Consider the following 26,281-nt stretch of genomic DNA (forward strand, 5'->3'; position numbering starts at 1 on the left):
TGGGGCTTCATATAATCTCGTTTCTTCAGGCTCGTAGCTCAGCTGGTTAGAGCACCACCTTGACATGGTGGGGGTCGTTGGTTCGAGTCCAATCGAGCCTACCAACGAAAGAGAAATTCCGGTTTTGCCGGGGTTTCGCAAACTGCAGTAAGCGCTTCGGCGCAAAAGGCAAATACGGTTATGGCACCGCGAACGTTGACCGAAACTACTTCGGAGCGACGCTAGTCGAGGACCACTTTCGCCACTGTAGTTAGCAGGAAATGTGAATGCGGCCCCTCGAAAGCGGGGCCGCATTTTTTTTGGTTTTTGACCTGGTTGTATGTGCCGCCGCCGGTCGGCACCACGGAGAACGCAATGGTTTCGATACGTCTGCCTGACGGTTCTGTTCGACAGTACGAGCATCCGGTGACCGTCGCCGAAGTGGCCGCCTCGATCGGCCCCGGCCTCGCGAAAGCTGCGCTCGGCGGCAAGATCGACGGTGAACTCGTCGATACGTCCGCGCTGATCGATCATGACGTGGCGCTTGCCATCATCACCGAGAAAGACGCCGACGGCCTCGACATCATTCGTCACTCCACGGCGCACTTGCTCGCATACGCGGTGAAGGATCTGTTCCCGGAAGCGCAGGTTACGATCGGCCCGGTGATCGACAACGGTTTTTACTACGACTTCGCGTATAGCCGTCCCTTCACGCCGGAAGATCTCGAGAAGATCGAAAAGCGCATGCAGGAACTCGCGAAGAAAGACGAGCCGGTTTCGCGCCGTGTGGTTTCGCGCGACGAGGCCGTGGACTACTTCAAGAGCATCGGCGAAAAGTACAAGGCCGAGATCATCGAATCGATTCCGGCTACCGACGAAATCAAGCTGTACTCGCATGGCGGCTTCACGGATCTGTGCCGCGGCCCGCACGTGCCGTCTACTGGCAAGCTGAAGGTCTTCAAGCTGATGAAGCTCGCGGGCGCCTACTGGCGCGGCGACTCGAAAAACGAGCAACTGCAGCGTATCTATGGCACGGCCTGGACGAAGAAGGAAGACCAGGAAGCGTATCTGCACATGCTTGAAGAGGCGGAAAAGCGCGATCACCGCAAGCTCGGCAAGCAACTGGACCTGTTCCATATGCAGGACGAGTCGCCGGGCATGGTGTTCTGGCATCCGCGCGGCTGGACGCTTTGGCAGCAGGTCGAGCAGTACATGCGCCGCCGCGTGAACGATGCCGGCTACCTCGAAATCAAGACACCGATGATCATGGACCGCTCGCTCTGGGAAGCGTCGGGCCACTGGCAGAACTATCGTGAAAACATGTTCACGACGGAATCGGAAAAGCGCGACTACGCGATCAAGCCGATGAACTGCCCTGGTCACGTGCAGGTGTTCAACCACGGCTTGCGCTCGTATCGCGATTTGCCGCTGCGTTACGCGGAATTCGGCTCGTGCCACCGCAATGAATCGTCGGGCGCATTGCACGGCCTGATGCGCGTGCGTGGCTTCGTGCAGGACGACGCCCACATTTTCTGTACCGAAGACCAGTTCATCAGCGAATCGATCGCCTTCAACACGCTGGCGATGAGCGTCTACAAGGACTTCGGCTTCGACAATGTCGAGATCAAGCTGTCGCTGCGCCCGGACGCGCGCGCCGGCACGGACGAGACATGGGACCGTGCCGAGCAGGGCCTGCGCGAGGCGCTGACGGCCTGCGGCGTGACGTGGGAAGAGTTGCCGGGCGAGGGCGCGTTCTACGGCCCGAAGGTCGAGTACCACATCAAGGACGCGCTCGGCCGTTCGTGGCAGTGCGGCACGTTGCAGCTTGATATGGTGCTGCCGGAGCGTCTGGGCGCGGAATACGTCGCCGAAGACAACAGCCGCCGCCGCCCGATCATGCTGCACCGGGCAATCGTCGGATCAATGGAGCGTTTCCTCGGCATTCTGATCGAGCACCATGCTGGTGCAATGCCGTCGTGGCTCGCGCCGATGCAGGTTGTGGTGATGAATATCGCGGAAAGTCAGGCCGAATATGCGCAGTCGCTAGCTCAATCGTTGCAAAAACAAGGGGTTAGAGTAGAGGCCGATTTGCGCAACGAGAAGATTAGCTATAAAATACGGGAGCACACGCTGGAAAAGGTGCCGTACCTGCTTGTGGTCGGCGACAAAGAGCGTGAAGCCCAAACGGTAGCCGTGCGTGCCCGTGGTGGTGTCGATCTGGGCGTGATGCCTCTCGATACCTTCATTGAGCGTCTGCGCCAGGATGTGCAGTCGTTCAACTGAGCCACTTGGCAGCCCGGCTCGTTTTTTTAATTTTTAGAGGAAACGTAACATCGCTACTGATAAGTCTGCGCACCGCATCAACGGTGAAATTACAGCACCCGAGGTGCGTCTGGTCGGAGTCGAGAACGAACCGCTCGGCATCGTGAAACTCGCTGATGCGTTCCGCATGTCGGAACAGCAGGATGTGGATCTGGTTGAAATCGCTCCGCAAGCGGTTCCTCCGGTCTGCCGTTTGATGGACTACGGCAAGTTCAAGTACTCGGAAGCGAAGAAGCAACACGAGGCCAAGCTCAAGCAGAAGATCGTCCAGGTCAAGGAAGTTAAATTCCGCCCGGGCACTGATGACGGCGACTACAACGTCAAGCTGCGCAACCTCATCCGCTTCCTCGACGACGGCGACAAGACGAAAATCACGTTGCGTTTCCGTGGCCGCGAAATGGCTCACCAGGAAATCGGTATGCGCATGCTCGAGCGCCTGCGCACGGACCTCGACGAAGTTGGTCAGGTCGAGCAGATGCCGAAAATGGAAGGGCGCCAGATGATCATGGTGCTCGCGCCGAAGAAAAAGAAGTAAGCCGCTGGAGCAGCGGCGCACCGTGTGGTGCGCGCTCCGGTTGTGAAAGATTGAAACGATGCTGTGCCGGGTGTCCGGTGCGGGATCGGCAGGTTTCGGAACGGCGCATGTGTAAATGTGCGCCGCTTCCTGAAAAGCGGCTGCCGGCAGTAACGGCGGTTTGCATACCAAGTGGAATGGGTTTCGAAGGGCGGGTAATGGCCATCTGGCCGACCGCACACCCATATCCATCTAATAATGGAGTTGTCATGCCGAAGATGAAGACCAAGAAGAGTGCTGCAAAGCGCTTCGTGGTGCGTCCGGGCGGTACCGTCAAGCGCGGTCAAGCCTTCAAGCGCCACATTCTTACCAAGAAGACCACCAAGAACAAACGCCATTTGCGCGGTTCGACGGCAGTTCATGAAGCAGATATGAACTCCGTGCGCGCAATGCTGCCGTTCGCTTAACCCTTAACCGACACTCATAGGAGCAAGACATGCCTCGAGTAAAACGTGGGGTTACCGCACGGGCCCGTCACAAGAAGATCATCAAGCTGGCCAAGGGTTACCGCGGCCGTCGCAATAACGTCTATCGCATCGCCAAGCAGGCGGTCATGCGCGCAGGCCAATACGCCTACCGCGATCGCCGCAACAAGAAGCGTGTGTTCCGTGCATTGTGGATCACGCGTATCAACGCGGCGGTGCGTCAGCACGACATGACGTACAGCGTGTTCATCAACGGCCTGAAGAAGGCTTCGATCGAACTCGACCGCAAGGTGCTGGCCGACATGGCTGTGTTCGACAAGGCTGCTTTTGCTGCGATCGTTCAGCAGGTGAAAGCCGCCGTTGCAGCCTGATTGCGCTTTGGGCAATTAAACTGCGTGGTTCGTTGCAGCGAACATCCGGTAGTCTCGGTGACGCTGCAGCAAAAACGGGGCTCCTCACCGAGCCCCGTTTTTGTTGGTAGAACCGGATTTGCTTCGATAGAACACTGACGTTGAAATGATGGGATCAATGGATCTGGACCAGATTGTCGCCGACGCGCAAAAAGCCTTCGCAGAAGCCTCCGACGTCACCACCCTCGAGAACGAGAAAGCGCGCTTTCTCGGCAAATCGGGTGCGTTGACCGAGCTATTGAAGGGCCTTGGCAAACTCGATCCCGAAACGCGCAAGACCGAAGGCGCACGGATCAACCTCGTCAAGCAACAAGTGGAGGCCGCGTTGACGGCCCGCCGTCAGGCGCTCGCCGACGCGTTGCTGAACCAGCGCCTCGCCGCTGAAGCCATTGACGTCACGTTGCCCGGCCGCGGCACCGGCGCAGGTAGTCTGCACCCGGTGATGCGCACGTGGGAACGCGTCGAACAGATTTTCCGTACGATCGGATTCGACGTGGCCGACGGTCCCGAAATCGAAACCGACTGGTACAACTTCACCTCGCTGAACAGCCCGGAGAACCACCCGGCGCGTTCGATGCAGGACACCTTCTACGTCGACGGCAAAGATGCCGACGGCCGTCAACTGCTGCTGCGCACGCACACCAGCCCGATGCAGGTGCGCTACGCCCGTACCAATACGCCGCCGATCAAGGTGATCGTGCCGGGCCGCACGTATCGTGTGGATAGCGACGCAACGCATTCGCCGATGTTCAACCAGGTCGAAGGCCTGTGGATCGACGAGAACATCAGCTTCGCGGATCTGAAGGGCGTCTACTCAGACTTCCTCAAGAAATTCTTCGAGCGCGACGATATTCAGGTGCGCTTCCGTCCGTCGTACTTTCCGTTTACCGAACCGTCGGCTGAAATCGACATGCTGTTCGAAACGGGCAAGAACGCCGGCAAGTGGCTCGAAATTTCGGGTTCCGGCCAGGTTCACCCCACGGTGATCCGCAATATGGGCCTCGACCCTGAGCGCTACATCGGTTTTGCTTTCGGCAGCGGCCTCGAGCGGCTCACGATGTTGCGCTACGGCGTGCAAGACCTGCGTCTGTTCTTCGAAAACGACCTGCGTTTCCTGCGTCAATTCGCGTGAACTGGCGCGTACGAACGCGACAAGCATAGAGCGCGGCACTGCACGCAGTGCCGCAGCAGCGTCCCCGGCAGAGCCCAGTGAATCAATGGGCCGCCTGCCGGACCTGGACCTAACCTGATCAGAACGACCACAGAACCATGCAATTCCCGGAATCCTGGCTGAGAACCTTTGTCGATCCGCAACTGACGACCGATGAGCTGTCGCACGCGTTGACGATGGCGGGTCTCGAAGTCGAAGACCTGCGGCCGGCCGCGCCGCCGACCTCGAAGATCGTCGTCGGCCAGGTGCTGGAAGTCGTCAAGCACCCGGACGCGGACAAGCTCAACGTGTGCCAGGTCGACGCCGGCACGGGCGCGACGCTGAATATCGTATGCGGTGCGCCGAATGTCGCGCCGGGCATCAAGGTGCCGGTCGCGCTGGTTGGCGCGCAATTGCCGCCGGCCGAAGAGGGCGGCACGCCGTTCGCAATCAAGCTCTCGAAGCTGCGCGGCGTGGAAAGCCAGGGCATGCTGTGCTCGGCACGCGAACTGAAGCTCTCGGAAGATCATAGTGGCCTGATGATCCTGCCGGAAGCTACGCCGATCGGCCAGGACATCCGCGAAACGCTCAATCTCGACGACACGGTTTTCGAAATCAAGCTGACGCCGAACAAGGCGGACTGCTTGTCGGTGTTCGGCGTGGCGCGCGAAACATCGGCCATCACCGGCGCGCCGCTGCGTCCGCTCGAGATCAAGCCGGTCGAAGTCAAGTTAAACGAAACGTTGCCCGTCAAAATCTCGGCGCCCGATTTGTGCGGCCGCTTCTCGGGTCGCGTGATTCGCGGCGTGAATGCGCGCGCGAAGTCGCCGCAATGGATGGTGCAGCGTCTCGAGCGTTCGGGTCAGCGCAGCATTTCCGCACTCGTCGACATCTCGAACTATGTGATGCTCGAACTGGGCCGTCCGTCGCACGTGTTCGATCTGGACAAGATCCACGGCGGCATGGACGTGCGTTGGGGCCGTAAGGGCGAAACGCTCAAGCTGCTGAACGGCAACACCGTCGAACTCGATGAAACCGTCGGCGTGATCGCCGATGAACAACACATCGAAAGCCTCGCCGGCATCATGGGCGGCGACAGCACGGCCGTTACGCTCGACACCACGAACATCTATCTCGAAGCCGCGTTCTGGTGGCCGGATAGCATTCGTGGCCGCTCGCGCAAGTACAACTTCTCGACTGATGCGGGCCATCGTTTCGAGCGCGGCGTCGATTACGCGACCACCGTCGAACAGATCGAACGCATCACGCAACTGATCCTCGATATCTGCGGTGGCGAAGCCGGACCGGTCGACGATCAGATCGTCAACGTGCCGAAGCGCGAGCCGGTGAAGATGCGTGTCTCGCGTGCGAACCGCATCATCGGCATCAAGATCGACGTGGACGAAATTGCGCAGATCTTCACGCGCCTCGGCCTCACGTTCGAACGCGACGGCGATACGTTCTCGGTGATCCCGCCGTCGTACCGCTTCGATATCGAAATCGAAGAAGACCTGATCGAAGAAGTCGCGCGTATCTACGGCTTCGAAAAGATCCCTGCACGTCCGCCGGTCGCGACCAGCGAGATGCTGCCGACCAACGAAACGCAGCGCTCGATTCACGTGATCCGTCATGCACTCGCCGCACGCGATTACGCAGAAACAGTCAACTTCAGCTTTGTGGATGCCGAGTGGGAGTCGGACTTCGCCGGCAACGACAAGCCTGTTCGTCTGTTGAATCCGATTGCGAGCCAGTTGTCGGTCATGCGCACCACGCTGTTCGGCAGCCTGATCGAGGTCCTGCGCACGAACCTGAACCGTCGCGCGGCCGATCGCGTGCGCGTGTTCGAAGCCGGCCGCGTGTTCCTGCACGATCCGTCGATCAAGGCAGGTGAATTGACCGTCGAGGGTTTCGCGCAGCCGAAGATGATCGGCGGCCTGGCCTACGGTCCCGTGCTCGAAGAGCAGTGGGGCGCGCAAACGCGCACAGTCGACTACTTCGACGTGAAGGGCGATCTGGAAGCCGTGCTCGCGCCGGCAGTGGCGCGCTTCGTGAAAGCGGAGCATCCGGCATTGCATCCGGGCCGCAGCGCGCGTATTGAACTGAATGGCCGCGCAGTGGGCTGGATTGGTGAATTGCATCCGCGCTGGATGCAGAAATATGATTTGCCGCATGCGCCGATTCTGTTTGAAATCGAATCGGAAGCATTAATGCAGCGCGTATTGCCGACTCCGGCGGATGTGTCTAAATTCCCGCCGGTGCGTCGCGATATCGCGGTGGTTGTCGATCAGAAAATCGAGGTGCAGGCGCTGCTGGACGAGCTCCAGAAGGCTCAGTCCGAAGAGGCCTGCAAGACTGTTCAGAAGGTTGTGCTTTTCGACGAATTCCGTCCAAAATCAAACACTTCCGGTGGCTTGGCTGCTCACGAGAAAAGCCTTGCGTTCCGTGTGACCTTGCAAGATACTGGCGGGACCCTTCAGGATGAAACGGTCGATCTGGCCATTCAAACTCTGGTGGAACGTCTGGCTCGAGTATATGGCGCACGGTTGCGTGGATAACCCGCATTTAACATTTGCACGGCATTTTTTCGCAACCTCCGTTTCTGCTTGGCGCGCCATTTGATAGATATGAATGAAATGAACTCGAGTGATTTCGAAGCCCTTCTTACGGCGCAACGCAGCGCCATGATTCGCGATATTCCGACATCACCCGCGGCCGTTTCCTCCGAAACGCCGACGCTTACCAAGGCTGAACTTGCCGAGTTGCTGTTCGACAATGTCGGGCTCAACAAGCGGGAAGCGAAAGACATGGTCGAAGCATTCTTCGAGGTGATCCGCGATGCGCTGGAGAGTGGCGATAGCGTGAAGCTGTCGGGGTTCGGCAACTTCCAGTTGCGCGACAAACCCCAGCGTCCCGGCAGAAACCCGAAGACCGGCGAGGCGATTCCGATCGCCGCGCGCCGCGTTGTGACGTTCCATGCAAGTCAAAAGCTGAAAGCGTTGGTCGAGAACGGCGCTGAAGCGAGCTTCGCGCGCTGATCGACTGGCGCGTCCCTGCGCAACCCACCACGACGGCTAACTGACGATGACAGCGACGATCGAAAAAGTCGTCTTGCCTCCGATTCCGGCGAAGCGCTACTTCACGATTGGTGAGGTCAGCGAACTATGCGGCGTGAAACCGCATGTGCTGCGCTATTGGGAACAGGAGTTCACGCAGTTGAGGCCGGTCAAACGGCGCGGCAATCGTCGGTACTATCAGCATCATGAGGTGCTGTTGATCCGGCGGATTCGTGAGTTGCTGTACGAGCAGGGCTTCACGATCAACGGTGCACGCAATCGGCTCGATTCGCATGGCGGCGGTGCGCAGGGTGGACCGGCTGACCTGGTCGAGGAAAGCGAGGGCGCGGCGGTTCCGGCCGCAGCAACGGCTGCGGTAGACGTGGAGCAGTTGCGCAAGGAATTGCTGCACGTGATCGACCTGTTGGGTCACTAGTTTTCTTTGTTAGCGCAGAGCGGTTCTAATCGATTGAAGTGTCTGTTATAATTTTTAGCTGTTCGGGGCGTAGCGCAGCCTGGTAGCGTACCTGCATGGGGTGCAGGTGGTCGGAGGTTCAAATCCTCTCGCCCCGACCAAAGAAATCAAGGCCTTACAAGCAACGCTTGTGAGGCCTTTTTCGTTTTGGGGTGGATTTTGCCCCCACGGTTGCTCTCACACCACGGTCGGCTCTTACGTGCCCGCACCAACAACCTGACGGTTCCTCTGGACTCGCTCGCCTAGCCATTCTTATCGTGAAGCAACCGCGACCAGCGCCGATGGCAAACCACGCAGGTCACTGAGAGGCGCAACCCGGCGTCGGCCGAATAGCGCTTTCGCATCCTCAAGCGTCTGCGGATCAAGAGCCAGACACCCGCATTCGATCCCGCGCACAGCGAGCTCGTTCAATGCCCGCCGCGTGTCTTCGCGCAAATAGCGAGGATCGAAGACATCGATATCAAACGGAACGCAATCGGACACGGTCAACAAGCTGGCCCTGGACAAGCCTATACGCGCGGCTTCGTGGCTCACCCGCGCACCGGCATGCCGAAGCGCAGCACCAAAGCGGGTGGAAAGCCCTGGACGAATCCGCGCAATATAGGCCTCGGTCGACGCGCTCCACGCCTCGTCGAAATCCTTGAACACGTGAAAGCGCACCCGTTGCCGCCCCTCGGAATGAAAGCCGTACATCGCATAAGGTCGATCGCCCGTGCGCAGCGCTTGCCCAAGTACGCGCGCGACGTCCAGCACGGTATCGATGCGCCCGTCGAACGCGTTCGATGCCGAGAGGTCGAGCAGTATCGCGAGCGGCACACCGCGCGCCTCGCGGCGGGGCGCCACGAAGCCTTTGAAGCGGTCCCGCTCGCCGTGCAGGGCATCAATGCGACCCGCGATACATGCATCGAGATCAAGCAGATCGCCTTCGAACTCGCGCGTCCTGCCCGTGACGGCGTGCTGCCGTGTCGTATTGAGCACCGCCCTGACGCGCCGTGCCGGCGCGGCGTAATCGTGAAGGGCAGGGCAGTCTGGCAAAGCGGTATCCAGACTCAGTGACTCGACGCTGCACCAGTCGCCGCGATAGCGTCGAATCACGTAGTCCCACTCCGGATAGCGGTGCAAAGATACGACGCGTGTGGTCAGTTCTTCATCGTGTGGGGCAGCGGCTGCCGGCGTGTCTCCGGGTCTATCCGCAATCCGCCTGGGCGGCGTTGGCTGATCTGGTGGAATCTCGCCGGCTCCCTCGCTTTCCTGTGGTGCAACATTGCGCTCGGGCGCGACATCGCCGGGTACCGGCGCGACCGCTGTCGGCGGCAATTCCCACAATCCGCTGTTGTCGTCACGATAGATGGCGGCTGGGGTGTAAGTCTTCGCGTTGAACTGGATCCGCATCTGCCCGAGGTCGTTGCCCAGCAAGTTGCCCAGATGGCGTGAGATACCCGCGTCCGTACCAGCGGTTCTGCTGAACGCCGCTTCGAATAGCGTGCGACCCTTTATGACCCAACCGTCGCGATCGACATAGCCAGGGTCGAGCAGACCGCGTGCAAGTCTCGCGATCAAAGCGGCCGCGGTGCCGCTGCTTTCTGAGCCCGTTCGATGAAACGGCAGCCACCAGCGCCGCAGTCCCGGATAGCGCGCAATCGCGAGCCGTTCGACCCGTGCGTCCTCGATTACACCAACCAGCGTCAACTGCAGCGGCCGCAGTCTGGCGGGATCGAAACGCACTGTCGAATAAGTCAGATGGGCTGCCGCATGTGCCGCACACGCCAGGTAGAAGCGGCGCGCGTCGTCCGGACCATCGGCCTCATACTCACGCGGCAACATCAGCGCGGTGCCCGTCACGATCGGACATGGTCGTGCGGCGACTGTCTGTTCGCTGCGCGCGAGCGCCTGCACGGGAGTGCTTATTTGCCACGCCGCGCGCAGATACAAACCGAGCGTCCGCTCGAAGCGCGTGAACGGAAAGACCTCACGCGTTGCGATCGCACAGGGTGCCTCGTCGATGCCGAGGCTGGCCGCTACCGCCGTACCTGCGTTCATCCGAACACGCCACTGGCGATTGCCGTCAGCGCGGCGCACAGATCGGCGTCGTCGCTGAGCGGCTGGATGATGCCGATCCGGCACGCGGCCAGTGCATCCATTCCGTGTGCAATCAACGTCGCAGCGTAGATCAGCATGCGCGTCGAAGCCCCCTCCGGCAAGGCGGGATCGTCGAGTACGCGGGTCCGCGCCGCAATTGTCACGAGCTTTTCAGCCACTTCGTGCGGCACATTGCCTTCATGCGCGACGATTGCGGCTTCCGTCTGCGCACCCGGCCAGCCGAGGTCGAGCGCGACAAAGCGCTGACGTGTCGACGGTTTCAGATTTTTCGACACATGCTGATAGTGCGGATTGAACGAAATCACCAGGGTGAAATCCGGATGCGCGGTAATCAGCTCGCCGCTTTTGTCGATCGGCAGAATGCGGCGCGAATCGGTGAGCGGATGGATGACCACGGTCGTATCCTGACGGGCTTCGACCACTTCATCGAGGTAGCAGATCGCGCCATGCCTGACGGCGTTCGTGAGCGGACCGTCTTGCCAGTAGGTACCGTTGCCGTCGAGCAGGTAGCGCCCGACGAGATCGCCTGCGTTCATGTCCTCGTGACAGGCAATGGTCACGAGCGGGCGTTTCAGCCGCCATGCCATGTGTTCGACCAGGCGCGTCTTGCCGCAGCCGGTCGGTCCTTTGAGCATGATCGGCAGCCGCGCATGGTAAGCCGCTTCGAACCACGCCAGTTCATGGTCGACCGGTTCATACCAGGGTTCCTGCGCGACGCGCCACGCGTCCAGCGGTGCGCCGGCCGGCGCGAGTTGCGGTCTCGTCATGCGCCCCCCTGCTCGTAGGCATGCGCAGCCCGTAGTACGGTGGCATCGGCGAAATGCCGCCCCGTGATCATCAGACCCACGGGCAAACCATCCACCGCTTTGCATGGCACCGAAATCGAAGGATGACCCGTCAGATCGAACGCGGCTGTATTTGCGCACATGTTGAGCGCTTGCCTCACAAAGGTCTTGCGATCGGTCTCCTGACCGGCAAGCCGCGCATGCGCCGTCTGCGGCGTAGTCGGCATGACGACGAGATCGTACGTACCGAACACGCGCTCGTACGCAGCGTTCAGTTGGCGCGCCAGATTGCGGGCACGCGCATAAAACACGCCATGGTAGTAGTCCGTCATGTATGCGGCGACGAGGACACCCATCTTGGCCGTCGGCGAGAAGTCGCCACCGTGAGTCTTGATGCCGCGTGCCATCGCCGACATCAGGCGTGGGTCGTAGAGCCCTTTGTTCTGATAGGCGTGATGCCCCGCATAGAAATTGGCGACGCCTCCCTCGATTGCGACCGCGTTCCACACCGGCACGACCATCCGGTGTTCCGGCACGGAGATCGTGTCGACCGTCGCGCCGAGATGCATCAGCGCCTGTACCGCAACGCGGACGGCTTCGTCGACTTCAGGCAGGGATTCCTCCGAGCCGAATCCTTCCGACACGACCGCGATCTTCAGGCCATGAATGCTGCCCGTCAGCGCACGCGTGTAGTCGCACTTTTCAACGGGTTTCGTCTGACGCGGGTCGGCGTCGGCATCGTCGGGCCCGGCGATGACCGAGAGCAGCAGGGCGGCATCGCTGACGGTACGCGTCATCGGACCGATATGGTCGATCGTCAGGTCGAAGCCGACGATGCCTGTATACGGCACGAGGCCGTGCGTCGGTTTGTGGCCGACGGTGCCCGACCACGACGACGGAATCCGGATCGAGCCACCCTGATCGCCGCCGATCGCGAGATCGACCAGACCGCTGGCAACCGCCGCGGCCGAGCCGCATGACGAGCCGCCCGCGAGATGCGCCGGGTTCGCTGCGTTGAGAGTAGGGCCGTAAGTGCTCGTGTGGCCGCCGCCCGAAAACGCGAAGTCGTCGGTGTTGAGAATCGCGGTGATGTGTGTGCCGTCGGCGAGCAGCCGCTTCACGATGGTTGCGTCACGCTCGGGCACGTAGTCGTACAGCAGGCGCGACGCGCACGACATTGGAATGCCGGCGACGCTGATCGTATCCTTGAGCCCGACGGTTTTCCCGGAGAGCCGCCCCTGCGCGCCGGGCAGATGCACCGAGCAGTTGCGCACCACTGCGTTGAGCGGATCGTCGTGCGGGGCCGGACGCGTGCCCGCGACACGCACCGCCGGCAAGACGTCGAATGCAGGTTCGGGATACTGATCGAGCGTGTCGTAAAGCGACAGGTTTTCGCAGACGAGTTCGTAGTACTCGTCGAGTTCGACCTCGGTCAGAGACAGATGGCGGGCTCGGCTGATTTCAATCAGATCGGTTTTGGACGGACGGCGCAGTGTCACGGGCATACCTCTCGGTTGCGGTTTTGGGACGAATGGGACGCGCGCGGCGCCCCTTCGTGGACACCGTCGAGCGTCCGATGGACAGCCTCGACGGCGGTGGAAAAGATCGCGCGCAACGCGACGCTGTCGGCGGCCAGCATCCTGACGAACGTGCCGCATGCGCCCGGCAGCACACCGGCTGCGGCATAGGCCGTTGAGAGGGGCATGTCGAGTGTCTGAAGGGCCGCGTTGATGGCGTGCGCCACTGCTTCGCTGCCCGCATCGCCGTCGTCGAGCCTGAGCACGAGCAGGCCGCCGTGCGCGCCATACATCTGGCGCACGCCGGAGAGCGAACCGCGTGACACGCCAGGCGCGAGGCGAAAGCGGTCGCGCGCCAGCAGTTGTGCGTCGGCGTTGCGTATGTTGATGGTCGCATCCAGCATGCCGAAGCTCGCGGCGCGACGCGTGGGGTCGTGAGTGAGCCACGTATCGGCGATGAGAACCGTCGCGCCGCCATGCAACACGACATCGATGGTGCTCACCAGCCGGGCGGCGGGAAACAGGATGGTCGGCTGCGGCAGATAGTCGAATCGCGATTGCGGATGCGCTTCAATGGCGACCCGCGAATGCGCGATGCCGTGTGTCATCGTATGCACGATGGTTGCTGCCGCTGTGCGAATGGCAGCTTGCGCGCGCGGCATCGCCACGAAGCGCTGAAACACGCGGTCGCCCTCGAACAGGCCGCCCGATGAAGACTGCACGATCACTTCCGCCGTCGCATCGGAGGCCGGCGCACGATCGATACACCGTGTTACCGGCAAGATACGGCCGACATGGAACGGATAACCGTTGCGTTGCCGCGAGAGCCACGTCTTGCCGGACGGTGCGCGTTCGAAACACAGATCGAGTTGGGCGGCATCCGCATGGCCGTGGACCGCAGCAAGGGCGCCAGGAGCGCACAAGCCGGCATCCATGCAGGACGCTGTGCAAGCGCCCGCGCCGGCGTGACCGGGCAGTGTTTCAGAGCGCATCGAAGAGCACGTTCTCGGCAATGGCATCGGCCACCGCATCGACCCCGTCGCCTGTTGCGCAGTTGGTCAACAGCACGGGCCGCTCGCCGCGCACTTCGCGCGCCTCGCGGACCATCCGTTGCAGATCGACACCCACGTGAGGCGCAAGGTCGAACTTGTTGATCACGAGCAGATCGCAGGACAGCACACCGAGGCCGCGTTTGCGTGGGATGTCGTCACCGGCCGCGACGTCGATGACGAAGATCCAGTAGTCGACCAGATCGAGCGAGAACGACGACGCGAGATTGTCACCGCCCGATTCGATCAGTACCAGCCGCAAGCCGGGGTAGCGCGCGTCCAGTTCGTCGGCCGCCTGCAGGTTGAGGGTCGGGTCTTCGCGGATCGCAGTGTGCGGGCACGCGCCCGTTTCGACGGCCAGCACGCGTGCTGGATCGATCAGGCCGCTGCGACGCACGCGTTCGGCGTCTTCGCGCGTGACGAGATCGTTGGTGATCACCGCGAGGTCGATCCCGCGTGCGGCGAAACGCGGAATCAACTGCTCGAGCAGGCGCGTTTTGCCCGATCCCACTGGACCGCCTATGCCGACGCGGGCCGCACGTGCGGCATGCACAGTAGACCGCGCGGCGTTCTCAAAGGGATTCGTTGCAAGCTGCATGCCGCCGGATAAATCAGAATCGGTGCTCATCGAAAACACTCCTCTATCGCGTCCGATGCCGCTAACGCAACATGTAACGCCGGCTAAGCGGCACTTCGCGTGCGGGGTCGCAGCGGATCACCTGGCCGTCCACCGACACTTCGAACGTCTGCGCATTGACGGAGATGGACGGACACGCGTCGTTATGCAGCATGTCGCGCTTGCTAAGGCTTCGTGTGCCATGTGCGCCGACCAGCCTGCGCGTGATGCCTAGCCGGCCGTGCAAATCGGCGCCGAGCGCAAGCGGATTCACGAAGTTGACCGCGAGCGAGGCGGGCGCGCGTCCGAACGCTCCCCATTGCGGACGCATCGCAAGCGGCTCACAGGTCATGAGCGATGCTGCCGAATCACCCATCGCCCCCCACGCAATGAAGCCACCCTTGATCACGACCTCGGGCTTGATGCCGAAGAACGCGGGCCGCCACAGCACGATGTCGGCGAGCTTGCCGTCTTCGAGCGATCCGACCGTGTCGGCAATACCGAAGGTGCGCGCGGCGTTGATCGTGTACTTTGCGATGTAGCGCTTGATCCGCTCGTTGTCGCCGCGCGCCGTGCGCTCGCTTGAAAGACGCCCGCGTTGGTCCTTCATCTTCGAGGCCAGCTGCCAGGTCCGGCAGATCACCTCATTGATACGCCCCATCCCCTGGCTGTCCGAACCGAGCATCGAGATCGCCCCGAGATCGTGCAATACGTCTTCGGCGGAAATCGTCTGCGCGCGGATGCGCGATTCAGCGAACGCGACGTCTTCCGGCACCGCCGGATTCAGGTGATGGCACACCATGATCATGTCGAGGTGCTCATCGAAGGTGTTCACGGTGTACGGATTGGTCGGATTGGTTGACGAGGGCAGGCAGTTCATACGTCCCGCCACCGCGATGATGTCGGGCGCATGGCCGCCGCCCGCGCCTTCGGTGTGGTACATGTGGATCGTGCGGTCCTTCATCGCTGCAACGGTGTCTTCGAGAAAGCCGGACTCGTTCAACGTGTCGCTATGCAGTTGCACCTGAAAATCGTATTCATCGGCGACCGTCAGACACGTGTCGATCACCGCGGGCATGGCGCCCCAGTCTTCGTGAATCTTCAGCCCGAGGCAGCCGCCCCGCAGCTGGCCGATGAGCGAACCCGGCTTGCTCGAGTTGCCGCGCCCGAGAAAACCGAAGTTGAGTGGCCACTGCTCGGAGGCCTGCATCATGCGCCCCACGTTCCACTCGCCGCCGCAATCGATGCCGACCGTGATGGGGCCAAGCGAACCGCCAATCAACGTGGTGAGGCCGGAGGCGAGCGCGTGTTCGCAGAGCTGCGCCGAATCGAAATGCACGTGGACGTCGATACCGCCTGGGGTGGCGATCAGCCCCTCGGCGTCCTTGACGGTCGTTGCGACGCCGCACACGAGGCGCGGATCGACGCCGTCCATCACCTGTGGATTGCCCGCCTTGCCGATCGCCACGATCCGGCCGTCCTTGACACCAATGTCGCCTTTCACGATGCCGAGCACCGGATCGATGATCGTCGCGTTGCAGATCAGCATGTCGAGTGCGCCGTCTGCGCTGTCGTGCCCGGCCTTCAGGCCCATGCCGTCGCGCAGCGTCTTGCCGCCCCCGTGCAGGCATTCGTCACCCGGCACCGCATAGTCGTGCTCGATCTCGGCGAGAAGCGACGTGTCGCCTAGCCGCACTGCGTCGCCGGTGGTCGGGCCGAACATCTCGGCGTAGGCCTTGCGTGTCATCGTAACCATTCAGGCTCCTTCGAAGCCGCGCTGTGCGGCGCGTGCGATGGCCGCCTCGCGGCGGCTGGGGTCGTCGAGCGCACCGTCGGTCAAACCATTGAGACCGAAAATCTCCTGTGTGCCACCGAAGGCGACCAGCGTTACGTCCTTCGCATCGCCGGGCTCGAAGCGCACGGCCGTGCCTGCCGGGATATCGAGCCGCATGCCGAACGCGGTGGCACGGTCGAAGCGCAGCGCACGATTGACTTCGAAGAAGTGGAAATGACTGCCCACCTGAATGGGCCGGTCGCCCGTGTTGACGGCACGCACGGTTGTGCGAACGCGGCCTGCGTTCAGTTCGATCTCGCCTTCCGCGGCGAGGATTTCGCCGGGGACCACGGCGTCGGCGGCGCTTGCGTGCATGCCGGGCCGGATCGGTTGATGCACGGTGACGAGCTTGGTGCCATCGGGAAACGAGCCTTCCACCTGCAGCATCGGTACCAGATCGGCGACGCCGGGCAGTACATCGTCCTCGCAAAGCAGCGTCGATCCGTACGCGATCAGATCGGCCACGCTGCGGCCTTCGCGCGCGCCCTCCAGAATCTCATCGGCGATCAGCGCGACGGCTTCCGGATGATTGAGCTTCAGGCCCTTGTCGCGATGACGGCGGGCGAGTTGCGCGGCGGTGAAGAGTGTCAGGCGCTCGTATTCGGTCGGGGTCAGCAGCATCGCGGTCTTCCTTCCTGTCAGTTGGCAAAGAGCCGCGCATCGTGGGTCTGGCTGCGCAGCGCGGCAATGTCGGCCGCGAAGGTGGTGGCATGCAGGTCGTCGAGAGGCGGCGCCGGCTGAGCGAGGACTTGTGCAAGCGGCGCGCGCAGGAGCGCGAGCACACGCTGCGCGTCGAGATGCCCGACGATGCCGAGGCGCACGGCTGAACTCACCGCGCCGGTACAGGTCATGTGCGCGGAGATGGCGCGCGCCTCGTTCTCAGTGATGTGCAGGCTTCGCCATATGGCACCTTGAACAGCGGCGAGATGGCCACGCGTGCGGCCATCCACGATGGCCTCGCGGATCCGGCTCGCGGTTTCCGAGCCGAGCCGCGCGTGCACATCGGCGAGCGTGCGCCCGAGCCGACGCGAGCCATTGCGCAGGGCCGGCGGCAAGGCGGTAGCCTCGGCGAGGGCATCGACCTCACGCCATGCGTCGAATGAATCCCCGGCACGCCAGGCGGCGCACACAAGTCCCTGATCCAGACTGGCCCAGCGCGACAGTGCCTGCGACTCGACGAATGCAAACAGCGTTGCAGCGTCGGTGACAAGCGCGTCACGCATGAGGCCTTCGAGACCCCACGAGAAAGCCATCGTGCCGCCCGGAAAGAAGCTGTCCGACTGTTGCAAGCTGGCAAGCAGGCTGACGGGGCACGCCGTGATGCCATGGTTTGCGCCGGTTGCCCGGGCGGAGGACAGGTCAGACATGGTGATGCTCCCTGCCGTCAGACACGTCGTTCGCGAGGCGAATACGTTGATCCGCCAGCATCGGCGCGAGCCTTTGCAGATAGTCGTCGAGCGCGCCTTTCACCGCGATTTCCAGTGCGCCTCGATCGAAGCGCACCTTCCAGTGCATATTGCCCGCGAAGTAGCCGAGTTCGAGCGCCGCCGCCGCGTCGCGTGGCGCAAGCCGCAGCCAGCGCGTGTCCTCGGTGCGCACGACAAGCGCCGCGTCGCGGTCGAGCCGCAGCACCGCGCCGTCGAACAGATGCATATCGCGATCGAGCGCGATGCCGCACTCATCGCCGCGCTGAGTGCGCGCGCGCAGGCGATGCCGCTTGATATCGTCGGCGGCGAGCGTCACATAATCCACCCGCCCGTGATGCTCGAGCGAGTGCAACAGATCGGCAATGCGCGGTTCGGCCGCACTGCCTATGATCGACGTGTAGGTAATCATCGCGTGTCGCTCCCGCCGGCCGGTTTAGCGGTGTGCCAGATCGGACGGGTTAGGAATGCCGGGGATCGGACATTCCTCTGTGCCTGGCGTGCCGCGCGTCAGTGCCTCGACCATCTTGCGGGTGCCTTCCGGATCGGTAATCCACTTCGAGTAGAAGTCGTACGGACAGTCGGCCACTCCGTCGGCGTCCTCGCGCGAATTGATCTTGCCGGTGTAGCCGCGATGCAGCAGCTTGTACAGATGGTTCTCCGACTGCATGTTCTTGCGCGCATCGCGGATCAGACTCTTCGAGAGCGCGCCGTACTGGATGCCGAATTCCTCCTCACCGCATTCGCCCAGCGTGCGGCCGTCGAAGCCGATGATTGCCGAGTGGCCGAAGTAGGAGTAGACGCCATCGAAGCCGGCGGCGTTGGCGACGGCCACGTAGACGTTGTTTGCCCACGCCATCGATTTCGCCATGAGCACCTGTTGCTCCTTGGCGGGGTACATGTAGCCCTGACAGCGTACGATCAGCTCGGCGCCTTTCATCGCGCAGTCGCGCCAGATCTCCGGGTAGTTACCGTCGTCGCAGATGATCAGACTGATTTTCAGTCCCTTCGGACCATCGGACACATACGTGCAGTTGCCGGGATACCAGCCCTCGATCGGCACCCACGGCATGATCTTGCGGTACCTCTGCACGATCTCGCCTTTGTCGTTCATCAGGATCAGCGTGTTATACGGGGCCTTGTGCGGATGCTCCTCGTGCCGCTCGCCCGTGAGCGAAAACACGCCCCACACGCCGGCGCTGCGGCATGCTTCGGCGAAAATTTCCGTTTCCTCGCCGGGCACGGCCGCCGCGGTGTCGTACATCTCCTGCTGGTCGTACATGATGCCGTGCGTACTGTATTCGGGGAAAATCACGAGATCCATGCCGGGCAAGCCGATCTTCATGCCCTTGACCATCTCGGCGATCTTGCGCGCGTTCGCGAGCACCTCCGCCCTGGTGTGAAGACGGGGCATCTTGTAGTTGACCACCGCTACGCCAACCGTGTCGAGACTGCTTGAAATGTCGCCGTGTAACATAAGTACTCCTTTTGGGTAAGGATGAACTCCCGTGCGGGAGCGTCATGAATCCAGTTGGTCGACTCAGATGGTCAGATAGCGCATGATCCGTTCCGCGTCGACGTTCTCACGCCGGTCGGCATGCACGAAGCGCCCCTTCTCGATGATGAGGAAGCGATCGGCGATTTCGAGCGTGAAGGTCAACACCTGCTCCGATACGATCAGGGCGAAGTTGCGTTCCTTCTTCAGGCGGTTGAGCGCGCGGGCGATGTCCTTGATGATCGACGGCTGGATGCCTTCCGTCGGCTCGTCGAGGATCAGCACCTTGGGTTCGGAGACGAGGGCGCGGGCAATCGCAAGCTGCTGTTGCTGGCCACCGGAGAGATTGCCGCCGCGCCGGTTGCGCATTTCCGCGAGCACCGGAAACGAGTCGTAGATGTACTCGGGAATCTTCGGCTTGCGCATCCGGTCCATGCCCGTGAGGATATTTTCTTCCACGCTGAGATAAGGGAAGATCATCCGTCCCTGTGGCACATAGCCGAAGCCCGCGGCAACCCGCTCGTAGCTTTTGGTGCCCGCGAGATCGCGCCCGCCCAGACGTATTTCGCCGCTGCGCGACGGAATCATGCCGATCAGCGACTTCAGCAAGGTGGTCTTGCCCATACCGTTGCGGCCCATCACGGCGATCGTTTCGCCCGCCGTCAGCTCGAAACTGAGATCGTGAAGAATATGGCTTTCGCCGTAGAACACGTTGAGGTTCTGGATAGCGAGCATGTTCAGTGTCCCAGATAGACTTCGATGACGCGCGGGTCGTTCTGCACCTGGTCCATCGTGCCTTCGGCGAGCTTTTTGCCCTGGTGCAGAACGGTGACCTTGTGTGCGACGGCTTTGACGAATTCCATGTCGTGCTCGATGACCACGACTGAGCGCCCCTTTGCAATCTCGCGCAACAGCGCGCCGGTCTGTTCGCGCTCCTTCGCGCTCATGCCGGCAACAGGCTCGTCGAGCAGCAGCAGTTCGGGATCCTGCATCAGCAACATGCCGATTTCGAGCCACTGCTTCTGGCCGTGCGATAACTGTGCCGCCTTGCGGTCGAGTTGATCGGCGAGGAAAATCATTTGCGCGACCCGGTCGATTTCGTTGCGCACGGTATCGTCGCGGTGAAAGAACAGGCAGCCGATCACATCGCGTTTCTTCGGGTAGGAAATTTCCAGATTCTCGGCCACGGTCAGATCTTCGTAGACGAGCGGGTTCTGGAATTTTCGGCCGACGCCCGCACGGGTGATCTGATATTCGAGCAAGCGTTCGAGGTTCAAGCCCTTAAACGCAATCGTTCCGTAGGTGGGTTTCGTTTTGCCGCAGATCATGTCGAGCAGCGTCGTCTTGCCGGCGCCGTTTGGGCCAATCACGACGTGCAACTCGTTTTCTTCGACGTAGAAATTCAGATCGTCGACCGCCTTGAAGCCGTCGAACGACACGGTCAGGTTCTCGACCGAAAGGATCATCTGACTCATTGGGCCGCTCCCTGGCGCTCGCGCAGCCATTCGATGACGCCGGCGAGTCCCTTGGGCAGGAACATCGGCACGAAGATAAAGAGGGCGCCGATCAGGTACAGCCAGAAGCCGACAAAGTTCTCGGACAGGAAACTCTTGGCGGCACCGACGAGGATCGCGCCATAAACCGCGCCGACCAGCGATAGCCGTCCACCCACCGCTGCGTAGATCACCATTTCGATCGACGGCACGATGCCGCAGACCGAGGGCGACGCGAAGCCGACCTGCAGCGTGAACATCGCGCCGCCGATCGCCGAGAACAACGCTGCCACGGCGAAGATGAAGCCCTTGAAGAGGGCGGGGTCATAGCCCGAGAAACGGATGCGGTCCTCGCGGTCGCGGATCGCGATCAACACCTTGCCGAGGCGGCTTTTCAGAATGAACCGGCCGGCAAGGATCGCGGCCAGCAACAGGCACGCGCTCACGTAGTACAGCACGTAGACGGCGGTGTCGCTCTGCACGCTGTAACCCATGAAGGTGGGCAGATTCGTGATGCCGTTGATGCCACCCGTGTAGCCTTGTTGCCCGATGATCACGATCGACATGATCGATGCGAGCGCCAGTGTCACGATCGAAAAATACACACCGCCCACGCGCTTGCGAAAATTCGCGTAGGCCAGGATGAAGGCGAGCAGCGTCGGCAGGATCACGATGGCGGGCAGGGCAAACCACGCGTGCTCGAAGGGCGCCCACCACCAGGGCAGCTTGTCGATGCTGTTCCAGGTCATGAAGTCGGGCACAGGCGGCCCGCCATTGCCGAACACGGCCGCCGCCGGATCGGCGGAGGTCGCCTCGAGCTTCATGTACATCGCCATCATGTAGCTGCCGAGGCCGAAGAAAATGCCTTGTCCGAGACTCAGAATGCCGCCGTAGCCCCAGGTGAGCACGAGCCCCGCCGCGCAGAACGCGAAGCTCAGATACTTCGCGAACAGGCCGAGGCGGAACGAGCCGGACACCGCCGGAATGGCGACCAGCAGAAGCAGCGCGAGGATCACCACGGAATAGCGTTCGAGCAGCAGCGTGGCACGCAATCCAGCGCTATGCGCCGACGCGGCGGGACTCGAAGCACGCGGCGATGAAATAGGGAGGTCTTTCATGGTTAGCGGCGAACCTTGAGTGCGAAGAGCCCATTGGGCCGGAAGTACAGTGCGACGATCACCAGCAGCAGAATGGCTGCCTTCGCCATCGAACCGCTCAGCACCAGCTCGAACATCGATTGCAACTGTCCGATCGAAAACGCCGAGAGGAATGTGCCGACGAGACTCTCGACGCCGCCGAACACGACAACGATGAAGGTGTCGACAATGTATTGCTGCCCGGTTACCGGTCCGGTCGAGGCCAGCATCGTGAGGGCGCTGCCTGCAATTCCGGCGAGGCCGCAGCCCACTGCGAAGGTCACTGCGTCCACGCGCTCGGTATTGATGCCGGCGGCGCCTGCCATCGCGCGGTTCTGCATCACCGAGCGGATGCGCAGCCCCCAGCGGCTGCGAAACAGAAAGAGATACACCGCGAGCGCCACCGCCAGCGTGAGACCAATGATGAAGATGCGGGAGAGCGGAATCGCGATCCCAGGCGTCGGATTCCATGCACCCTGCAACCATGTCACGGTGGGCACACTCACATCGATCGGTCCGAATAGTTGACGGTAGAGCTGCTGCAACACCAGCGACAACCCCCAGGTTGCCAGCATCGTGTCGAGTGGCCGGTGGTAGAGAAAGCGGATCATCGAGCGTTCCAATACGAAACCGACTGCCCCCGTTACCACGAACGCCACCACGATACCGACGAGGAAATACGCGCCCATCAGCGAAGGCAGATAGCGGGCGAACACGAGCGAGGTGAGATAAGTCATATACGCGCCGAGCGCCATCAATTCGCCGTGCGCCATGTTGATGACGCCCATCAGGCCGAACACGATCGCAAGACCGATGGCCATCAGCGCCAGCACCGTGAAGAGCGATAAGCCGTTGAAGACCTGGGTCAGAAAAGTATCGAGAGTCATCGCAGTTCTTTTGCCGGAAAGGATGCCTGGAAAACAAGGCGCGATAGGCAGGGGCGACCCATCGGCGCCGGGTATGACATGAGAATTCGCTCAGCCGAGTTTCGGGAACGGATTCGGTTCGATGAGCGGCGATTCGTACAGAATGTCGACCTGTCCGTCCGGTTTGAAGGCGCCGATCCGCGCGTGCTTCCACAGGTGATGGTTGCTGACGTGGAAATGGATCTGTCCTTCCGGTGCGTCCCAGCTGAGATTCGACGACGCCGCTACCACCTTCTCCACGGCGAAGCTTTTGGCCTTTTCCGCCGCCAGCTTCCACAGATAGACGGACGTGTAGGCCGCTTCCATCGTGTCGCCAATCACGCGGTCGGCGCCGTACTTTGCCTTGAACGCAGGAACGAACTTCGCGTTCACCGGGTTCTGCACGCTCTGGAAGTAGCCCATGCACGAGAGCACGCCGGTCAGGTTGTCGCGGCCGATGCCGATGGCTTCCTCTTCGGTCACCGCGAGCGCCATGATCGGCTGATTCTGGCCGGTGATGCCGACCGAGTTCAGTTGCTTGTAGAACGCCACATTCGAGCCGCCCACGATCGTCGAAAGAATCACGTCGGGCTTGGCGGCCTTGATCTTGTTGATGACCGAGGAGAACTCGACGGTGCCGAGCGGGAAGTAGTCTTCGCCGACAACAGTGCCGCCTGCTTTCGCAATGGTCGGGTGCGCGATGCGGTTGGTCGTGCGCGGCCAGATGTAGTCCGAACCGATCAGGTAGAACTTCTTGCCCTTGTTTTTGGCCAGCCAGTTGACGGCCGGGATCACCGATTGTGTGGCTTCCTGACCCGTGTACATGATGTTCTTCGACATCTCGAGCCCTTCGTAGTACGTCGGATAGTAGAGCAGGCCGTTATAGCGTTCGAACACAGGCAGTACGGCCTTGCGCGACGCTGATGTGTAGCAGCCGAACACAGCGGCGACCTTGTCGCTTTCCATCAACTTTTGCGCCTTCTCCGCGAAGGTCGGCCAATCGCTCGCACCGTCTTCAACGATTGCCTGGATCGGGCGGCCGAGGACGCCACCCGCGGCGTTGATTTCGTCGATCGCGAGCTTCTCGGCGTCGACGACGTGGGCTTCAGCAATCGCGACCGTCCCCGTAAGCGAGTGCAGGATGCCGACCTTCACCGGGTCCGCTGCCGCAGCAGAACGCGAGGCCAGCATCAGCGACCCGGGAATTGCACCAGCTGCGGCGGTGGCGATCGCGGTCTTCAAAAAGTCACGTCTGTTGTTCTTCATGGCGCCCTTCACAAAAGTTAAAGACAAAAAAAAGCCCGAAACCAGCGATTAGCTGGTTTTCGGGCTTTTTTGGCCGGTGTCATGCAAGACGCCTTTGTCTCGCACAACGAAACTCGTTAGGATCGAGGGTGCAGGTCTCGGCTTCACACTCGATCACGAGCAGCGATAACGCAAAAGCTGTGCCATTGGCAGCGTGCATGCGAATTTCTGATGGCCTCATGCAGGCAATCCGCGCGCAATGCCTTTTGGAACAGTACATTACCGTCAGCTCGCAGGCCGTGATCGTCGTTCCGGTTTCATTCTTCGCCGCGCAGTGCGTTCCCCAAGCTGGGGTGAACACGCACAATGCCCGTGCATGGAACCGGAGTCGTGCACAGCGCTGCGCGCTGGTGGGCCGCTCAACCTGCCGTCACTCTCTGGCTGAACTATGACCTCATCACCCAATGAACCGATCAAGGTCGGCGTGTTGTTCTCTTCGTCCGGCGTGACCGCGCCGATCGAGTTGTCGCAGCAGCGCGCGACGATCCTGGCAGCCGAAGAAATCAACCACGCCGGTGGCATCAATGGTCGTGAGCTGCAACTGGTGTTTCGCGATCCGGCTTCGACGCCGGCCCGTTACGCCGCACTGATTGAACAGTTGATCGTCGAGGAGCAGATCCGTGTTGTGGTGGGCTGCTATATGTCGAGCACGCGCAAGGCGGTGATTCCGATCGTCGAGCGGCACAACGCATTGCTGTTCTATCCGACGCTCTATGAAGGCTTCGAGTACAGCCGCAACGTGATCTACACCGGCGCCGCGCCGAACCAGAACAGCTTGCCGCTCGCGGACTACATGCTGGGCCACTTCGGCTCACGCGTGTTCATGGTGGGCTCAGATTACATTTACCCTTACGAGTCGAACCGTATCATGAGCGATCTCGTGTTCGAGCGGGGTGGCGAGAAACTCGAAGAAATCTATCTGCCGCTTGATGCCGGCTGGTCCAGCTATCTGAGCGTGGCGAAGAAGATCGCGGCGCAGGCGCCGGACTTTGTCTTTTCGACCGTGGTGGGCAGCGGTATCTCGCACATGTACCGCGCGTTTGCGGAGGCAGGGCTCGATCCTTACAAGACGCCGATCGCGAGCCTGACAACCAGTGAAACGGAAGTCGCCGCGATGGGCGCCGCGCTCGGCGAAGGGCACATCACCGCGGCGACTTACTTTCAATCGGTGAGCGACCCCGTCAATCAGCGTTGCCTCGCCAACTATCACCAGCGCTTCGGCAGTGGCGTCGTGACCGACATGTGCTGGGAAGCGGCTTATTTCCAGATGCATGTGCTCGCCAACGCAATGCGTATCACAGGCGGGGATGACACCAATGCCTTGCTCAAGACGCTGCCGGGGCTCGAGCTGAATGCGCCGCAGGGGCGTATCCGGATTGACGAACACAATCATCATACCTATCTGCATCCTCGGATCGGGCGCCTGAACCGGCATGGCCAGTTCGATATCCTGAGCGATTCACCCGGGTGGACGCGAGCGGATCCGTTTGTCATTTCGCACTCACTAGTCGACGAGGCGGAATCGCACGGTGGACCAGACGAGGTGCGCTCATGAAGCAGCGCTCGTCTTCCCGCACCCCTCAGGCGCTTCGCGATATCCGCTCGCTAAGCGTGCTGGCCATCCACCCTCAGGATCAGGACGGGGAGGAACTACTGGGGCAGCTGTGCCGTATCGGCTGCAAGGTCCAGATGACCTGGCCCGCGCTCGACACATTGCCGGACGCCACCGATGTCGTGTTTCTCGCGGTCCGTCCGGAGACACTTTCGGTTAGCCTGCCGTGGATGAATGCGAAGGGCGCCCCCCCGGTGATTCCGGTCGTCAGTTATGAGAATCCGATCATCATCGAGGCGGTCATGCAGCTTGGCGCGTATTGCGTGGTGCCGTCACCGGTGCGCTCGTTCGGCCTGCTGACGGCGATTGCCGTCACGCTCAATCAGCACCGCAACCGCCTGCAAATGGAGCGCTATGTGCGGCGCGTTGAGGACAAGCTCGCCGAGCAACGACAGATCCAGCGGGCCAAGACCATTCTTATGGAAACGCGCAATCTTTCCGAGCAGGAGGCCTACGACCTGTTGCGCTCACAAGCCATGGTGAAGCGCGAACACATCGAAACCGTCGCCGAGGCGATCATCAAGGCGGATGAGGTGTTGCGGTTTTGACAGATGCAAACGGACGAGGGCAGCGCCGCCGGAAAACCACCACAGCGGCGCCGATTCGAAGCAAGCCTGGAAAC

The 26,281-nt window shown here is 61.5% G+C and carries 25 protein-coding genes and 2 tRNA genes; 12 read left to right on the forward strand and 15 right to left on the reverse strand.

Annotated features, from left to right (window positions below):
- Positions 1 to 27 precede the first annotated feature (27 nt).
- The 10 genes from M0D68_RS25985 to M0D68_RS26030 all read left to right on the forward strand — a co-directional run bounded on the left by M0D68_RS25985 (position 28) and on the right by M0D68_RS26030 (position 8,489).
- Positions 28 to 104 (forward strand) — tRNA-Val (locus tag M0D68_RS25985).
- Positions 105 to 354: 250 nt separating this feature from the next.
- The gene (thrS, locus tag M0D68_RS25990) at positions 355 to 2,262 is read left to right on the forward strand and encodes a threonine--tRNA ligase (protein WP_211702349.1); all 1,908 of its coding nucleotides are present in this window, start codon (positions 355 to 357) and stop codon (positions 2,260 to 2,262) included.
- Positions 2,263 to 2,311: 49 nt separating this feature from the next.
- Entirely contained in the window at positions 2,312 to 2,836 is a 525-nt protein-coding gene (gene infC, locus M0D68_RS25995) for a translation initiation factor IF-3 (RefSeq protein WP_074263967.1), read from the forward strand.
- Positions 2,837 to 3,084: 248 nt separating this feature from the next.
- Positions 3,085 to 3,282 carry a 50S ribosomal protein L35 gene (rpmI, locus tag M0D68_RS26000; RefSeq protein ID WP_028200199.1) on the forward strand — a complete coding sequence of 66 codons (198 nt, stop codon included), beginning with the start codon at positions 3,085 to 3,087 and terminating at the stop codon, positions 3,280 to 3,282.
- A gap of 29 nt (positions 3,283 to 3,311) precedes the next feature.
- Positions 3,312 to 3,671, forward strand: a complete 360-nt coding sequence (gene rplT, locus M0D68_RS26005) for a 50S ribosomal protein L20 (RefSeq protein WP_006052502.1) — start codon at positions 3,312 to 3,314, stop codon at positions 3,669 to 3,671.
- Positions 3,672 to 3,828: 157 nt separating this feature from the next.
- Entirely contained in the window at positions 3,829 to 4,842 is a 1,014-nt protein-coding gene (gene pheS, locus M0D68_RS26010; protein ID WP_028200200.1) for a phenylalanine--tRNA ligase subunit alpha, read from the forward strand.
- Between the two features lie 137 nt (positions 4,843 to 4,979).
- A complete protein-coding gene (pheT, locus tag M0D68_RS26015; protein ID WP_266225785.1) occupies positions 4,980 to 7,415 on the forward strand; it encodes a phenylalanine--tRNA ligase subunit beta in 2,436 nt (811 codons plus the stop codon).
- A 69-nt stretch (positions 7,416 to 7,484) separates the two neighbouring features.
- Positions 7,485 to 7,895: an integration host factor subunit alpha gene (locus tag M0D68_RS26020; RefSeq protein WP_093643287.1), complete on the forward strand. Its 411-nt coding sequence runs from the start codon at positions 7,485 to 7,487 to the stop codon at positions 7,893 to 7,895.
- Positions 7,896 to 7,941: 46 nt separating this feature from the next.
- Positions 7,942 to 8,349 carry a MerR family transcriptional regulator gene (locus tag M0D68_RS26025; RefSeq protein ID WP_266225786.1) on the forward strand — a complete coding sequence of 136 codons (408 nt, stop codon included), beginning with the start codon at positions 7,942 to 7,944 and terminating at the stop codon, positions 8,347 to 8,349.
- Between the two features lie 63 nt (positions 8,350 to 8,412).
- Positions 8,413 to 8,489 (forward strand) — tRNA-Pro (locus tag M0D68_RS26030).
- 151 nt (positions 8,490 to 8,640) lie between these two features.
- Here M0D68_RS26030 and M0D68_RS26035 read toward each other — a convergent pair.
- From M0D68_RS26035 to urtA, 15 genes are all read right to left on the reverse strand, one after another.
- Positions 8,641 to 10,428 carry a nitric oxide reductase activation protein NorD gene (locus M0D68_RS26035; RefSeq protein WP_266225788.1) on the reverse strand — a complete coding sequence of 596 codons (1,788 nt, stop codon included), beginning with the start codon at positions 10,426 to 10,428 and terminating at the stop codon, positions 8,641 to 8,643.
- Complete coding sequence (locus M0D68_RS26040; RefSeq protein ID WP_211702355.1) at positions 10,425 to 11,255, reverse strand: CbbQ/NirQ/NorQ/GpvN family protein; 831 nt, start codon at positions 11,253 to 11,255, stop codon at positions 10,425 to 10,427. The genes M0D68_RS26035 and M0D68_RS26040 overlap by 4 nt, the downstream gene beginning before the upstream one ends.
- A complete protein-coding gene (locus M0D68_RS26045; protein WP_266225790.1) occupies positions 11,252 to 12,778 on the reverse strand; it encodes an amidase in 1,527 nt (508 codons plus the stop codon). The genes M0D68_RS26040 and M0D68_RS26045 overlap by 4 nt, the downstream gene beginning before the upstream one ends.
- Positions 12,769 to 13,782 (reverse strand): urease accessory protein UreD, encoded by a 1,014-nt coding sequence (locus tag M0D68_RS26050; RefSeq protein WP_266225792.1) that lies wholly within the window; start codon positions 13,780 to 13,782, stop codon positions 12,769 to 12,771. The genes M0D68_RS26045 and M0D68_RS26050 overlap by 10 nt, the downstream gene beginning before the upstream one ends.
- Complete coding sequence (ureG, locus tag M0D68_RS26055) at positions 13,772 to 14,467, reverse strand: urease accessory protein UreG (RefSeq protein ID WP_266225802.1); 696 nt, start codon at positions 14,465 to 14,467, stop codon at positions 13,772 to 13,774. Before ureG ends, M0D68_RS26050 begins: the two co-directional genes overlap by 11 nt.
- A 31-nt stretch (positions 14,468 to 14,498) precedes the next feature.
- A complete protein-coding gene (ureC, locus tag M0D68_RS26060; protein ID WP_280531447.1) occupies positions 14,499 to 16,202 on the reverse strand; it encodes an urease subunit alpha in 1,704 nt (567 codons plus the stop codon).
- A 9-nt stretch (positions 16,203 to 16,211) separates the two neighbouring features.
- Positions 16,212 to 16,910 carry an urease subunit beta gene (ureB, locus tag M0D68_RS26065; RefSeq protein WP_266225803.1) on the reverse strand — a complete coding sequence of 233 codons (699 nt, stop codon included), beginning with the start codon at positions 16,908 to 16,910 and terminating at the stop codon, positions 16,212 to 16,214.
- 17 nt (positions 16,911 to 16,927) lie between these two features.
- Positions 16,928 to 17,656 (reverse strand): urease accessory protein UreF, encoded by a 729-nt coding sequence (locus M0D68_RS26070; RefSeq protein ID WP_200618916.1) that lies wholly within the window; start codon positions 17,654 to 17,656, stop codon positions 16,928 to 16,930.
- The gene (gene ureE / locus M0D68_RS26075) at positions 17,649 to 18,125 is read right to left on the reverse strand and encodes an urease accessory protein UreE (protein WP_211702360.1); all 477 of its coding nucleotides are present in this window, start codon (positions 18,123 to 18,125) and stop codon (positions 17,649 to 17,651) included. The genes M0D68_RS26070 and ureE overlap by 8 nt, the downstream gene beginning before the upstream one ends.
- Positions 18,126 to 18,149: 24 nt before the next feature.
- Positions 18,150 to 19,190, reverse strand: coding sequence for an aliphatic amidase (locus tag M0D68_RS26080; protein WP_211708337.1), 1,041 nt, complete (start codon positions 19,188 to 19,190; stop codon positions 18,150 to 18,152).
- 63 nt (positions 19,191 to 19,253) lie between these two features.
- Entirely contained in the window at positions 19,254 to 19,943 is a 690-nt protein-coding gene (urtE, locus tag M0D68_RS26085) for an urea ABC transporter ATP-binding subunit UrtE (RefSeq protein WP_093643254.1), read from the reverse strand.
- Positions 19,944 to 19,945: 2 nt separating this feature from the next.
- Positions 19,946 to 20,683, reverse strand: a complete 738-nt coding sequence (gene urtD / locus M0D68_RS26090; protein ID WP_093643251.1) for an urea ABC transporter ATP-binding protein UrtD — start codon at positions 20,681 to 20,683, stop codon at positions 19,946 to 19,948.
- The gene (urtC, locus tag M0D68_RS26095) at positions 20,680 to 21,819 is read right to left on the reverse strand and encodes an urea ABC transporter permease subunit UrtC (RefSeq protein WP_211702364.1); all 1,140 of its coding nucleotides are present in this window, start codon (positions 21,817 to 21,819) and stop codon (positions 20,680 to 20,682) included. Before urtC ends, urtD begins: the two co-directional genes overlap by 4 nt.
- A gap of 2 nt (positions 21,820 to 21,821) precedes the next feature.
- Positions 21,822 to 22,724: an urea ABC transporter permease subunit UrtB gene (gene urtB, locus M0D68_RS26100; protein WP_211702366.1), complete on the reverse strand. Its 903-nt coding sequence runs from the start codon at positions 22,722 to 22,724 to the stop codon at positions 21,822 to 21,824.
- A gap of 90 nt (positions 22,725 to 22,814) precedes the next feature.
- Positions 22,815 to 24,008 (reverse strand): urea ABC transporter substrate-binding protein, encoded by a 1,194-nt coding sequence (gene urtA / locus M0D68_RS26105; protein WP_211702368.1) that lies wholly within the window; start codon positions 24,006 to 24,008, stop codon positions 22,815 to 22,817.
- Positions 24,009 to 24,435: 427 nt separating this feature from the next.
- Here urtA and M0D68_RS26110 point away from each other — a divergent pair, with 427 nt between their 5' ends.
- Both M0D68_RS26110 and M0D68_RS26115 read left to right on the forward strand, forming a co-directional pair.
- On the forward strand, positions 24,436 to 25,602 hold the full coding sequence (locus M0D68_RS26110; protein ID WP_093643241.1) for a transporter substrate-binding domain-containing protein: 1,167 nt from the start codon (positions 24,436 to 24,438) through the stop codon (positions 25,600 to 25,602).
- Positions 25,599 to 26,207, forward strand: a complete 609-nt coding sequence (locus tag M0D68_RS26115) for an ANTAR domain-containing response regulator (protein ID WP_093643238.1) — start codon at positions 25,599 to 25,601, stop codon at positions 26,205 to 26,207. The genes M0D68_RS26110 and M0D68_RS26115 overlap by 4 nt, the downstream gene beginning before the upstream one ends.
- Positions 26,208 to 26,281 lie beyond the last annotated feature (74 nt).

The organism is Paraburkholderia sp. SEWSISQ10-3 4 (assembly GCF_030464785.1).
Taxonomy (GTDB): domain Bacteria; phylum Pseudomonadota; class Gammaproteobacteria; order Burkholderiales; family Burkholderiaceae; genus Paraburkholderia; species Paraburkholderia aspalathi.

What these genes read in the sequence shown, in the direction of transcription:
- urtC (WP_211702364.1), bottom strand. Translation starts at nt 21,819, where the DNA reads ATGAAAGACCTCCCTATTTCATCGCCGCGTGCTTCGAGTCCCGCCGCG.
- ureE (WP_211702360.1), bottom strand. Translation starts at nt 18,125, where the DNA reads ATGATTACCTACACGTCGATCATAGGCAGTGCGGCCGAACCGCGCATT.
- pheS (WP_028200200.1), top strand. Translation starts at nt 3,829, where the DNA reads ATGGATCTGGACCAGATTGTCGCCGACGCGCAAAAAGCCTTCGCAGAA.
- urtA (WP_211702368.1), bottom strand. Translation starts at nt 24,008, where the DNA reads ATGAAGAACAACAGACGTGACTTTTTGAAGACCGCGATCGCCACCGCC.
- M0D68_RS26110 (WP_093643241.1), top strand. Translation starts at nt 24,436, where the DNA reads ATGACCTCATCACCCAATGAACCGATCAAGGTCGGCGTGTTGTTCTCT.
- M0D68_RS26025 (WP_266225786.1), top strand. Translation starts at nt 7,942, where the DNA reads ATGACAGCGACGATCGAAAAAGTCGTCTTGCCTCCGATTCCGGCGAAG.
- M0D68_RS26045 (WP_266225790.1), bottom strand. Translation starts at nt 12,778, where the DNA reads ATGCCCGTGACACTGCGCCGTCCGTCCAAAACCGATCTGATTGAAATC.
- rplT (WP_006052502.1), top strand. Translation starts at nt 3,312, where the DNA reads ATGCCTCGAGTAAAACGTGGGGTTACCGCACGGGCCCGTCACAAGAAG.
- M0D68_RS26050 (WP_266225792.1), bottom strand. Translation starts at nt 13,782, where the DNA reads ATGCGCTCTGAAACACTGCCCGGTCACGCCGGCGCGGGCGCTTGCACA.
- M0D68_RS26040 (WP_211702355.1), bottom strand. Translation starts at nt 11,255, where the DNA reads ATGACGAGACCGCAACTCGCGCCGGCCGGCGCACCGCTGGACGCGTGG.
- ureG (WP_266225802.1), bottom strand. Translation starts at nt 14,467, where the DNA reads ATGAGCACCGATTCTGATTTATCCGGCGGCATGCAGCTTGCAACGAAT.
- thrS (WP_211702349.1), top strand. Translation starts at nt 355, where the DNA reads ATGGTTTCGATACGTCTGCCTGACGGTTCTGTTCGACAGTACGAGCAT.
- rpmI (WP_028200199.1), top strand. Translation starts at nt 3,085, where the DNA reads ATGCCGAAGATGAAGACCAAGAAGAGTGCTGCAAAGCGCTTCGTGGTG.
- ureB (WP_266225803.1), bottom strand. Translation starts at nt 16,910, where the DNA reads ATGCTGCTGACCCCGACCGAATACGAGCGCCTGACACTCTTCACCGCC.
- M0D68_RS26080 (WP_211708337.1), bottom strand. Translation starts at nt 19,190, where the DNA reads ATGTTACACGGCGACATTTCAAGCAGTCTCGACACGGTTGGCGTAGCG.
- pheT (WP_266225785.1), top strand. Translation starts at nt 4,980, where the DNA reads ATGCAATTCCCGGAATCCTGGCTGAGAACCTTTGTCGATCCGCAACTG.
- M0D68_RS26020 (WP_093643287.1), top strand. Translation starts at nt 7,485, where the DNA reads ATGAATGAAATGAACTCGAGTGATTTCGAAGCCCTTCTTACGGCGCAA.
- ureC (WP_280531447.1), bottom strand. Translation starts at nt 16,202, where the DNA reads ATGACACGCAAGGCCTACGCCGAGATGTTCGGCCCGACCACCGGCGAC.
- urtD (WP_093643251.1), bottom strand. Translation starts at nt 20,683, where the DNA reads ATGAGTCAGATGATCCTTTCGGTCGAGAACCTGACCGTGTCGTTCGAC.
- M0D68_RS26115 (WP_093643238.1), top strand. Translation starts at nt 25,599, where the DNA reads ATGAAGCAGCGCTCGTCTTCCCGCACCCCTCAGGCGCTTCGCGATATC.
- M0D68_RS26035 (WP_266225788.1), bottom strand. Translation starts at nt 10,428, where the DNA reads ATGAACGCAGGTACGGCGGTAGCGGCCAGCCTCGGCATCGACGAGGCA.
- urtE (WP_093643254.1), bottom strand. Translation starts at nt 19,943, where the DNA reads ATGCTCGCTATCCAGAACCTCAACGTGTTCTACGGCGAAAGCCATATT.
- urtB (WP_211702366.1), bottom strand. Translation starts at nt 22,724, where the DNA reads ATGACTCTCGATACTTTTCTGACCCAGGTCTTCAACGGCTTATCGCTC.
- M0D68_RS26070 (WP_200618916.1), bottom strand. Translation starts at nt 17,656, where the DNA reads ATGTCTGACCTGTCCTCCGCCCGGGCAACCGGCGCAAACCATGGCATC.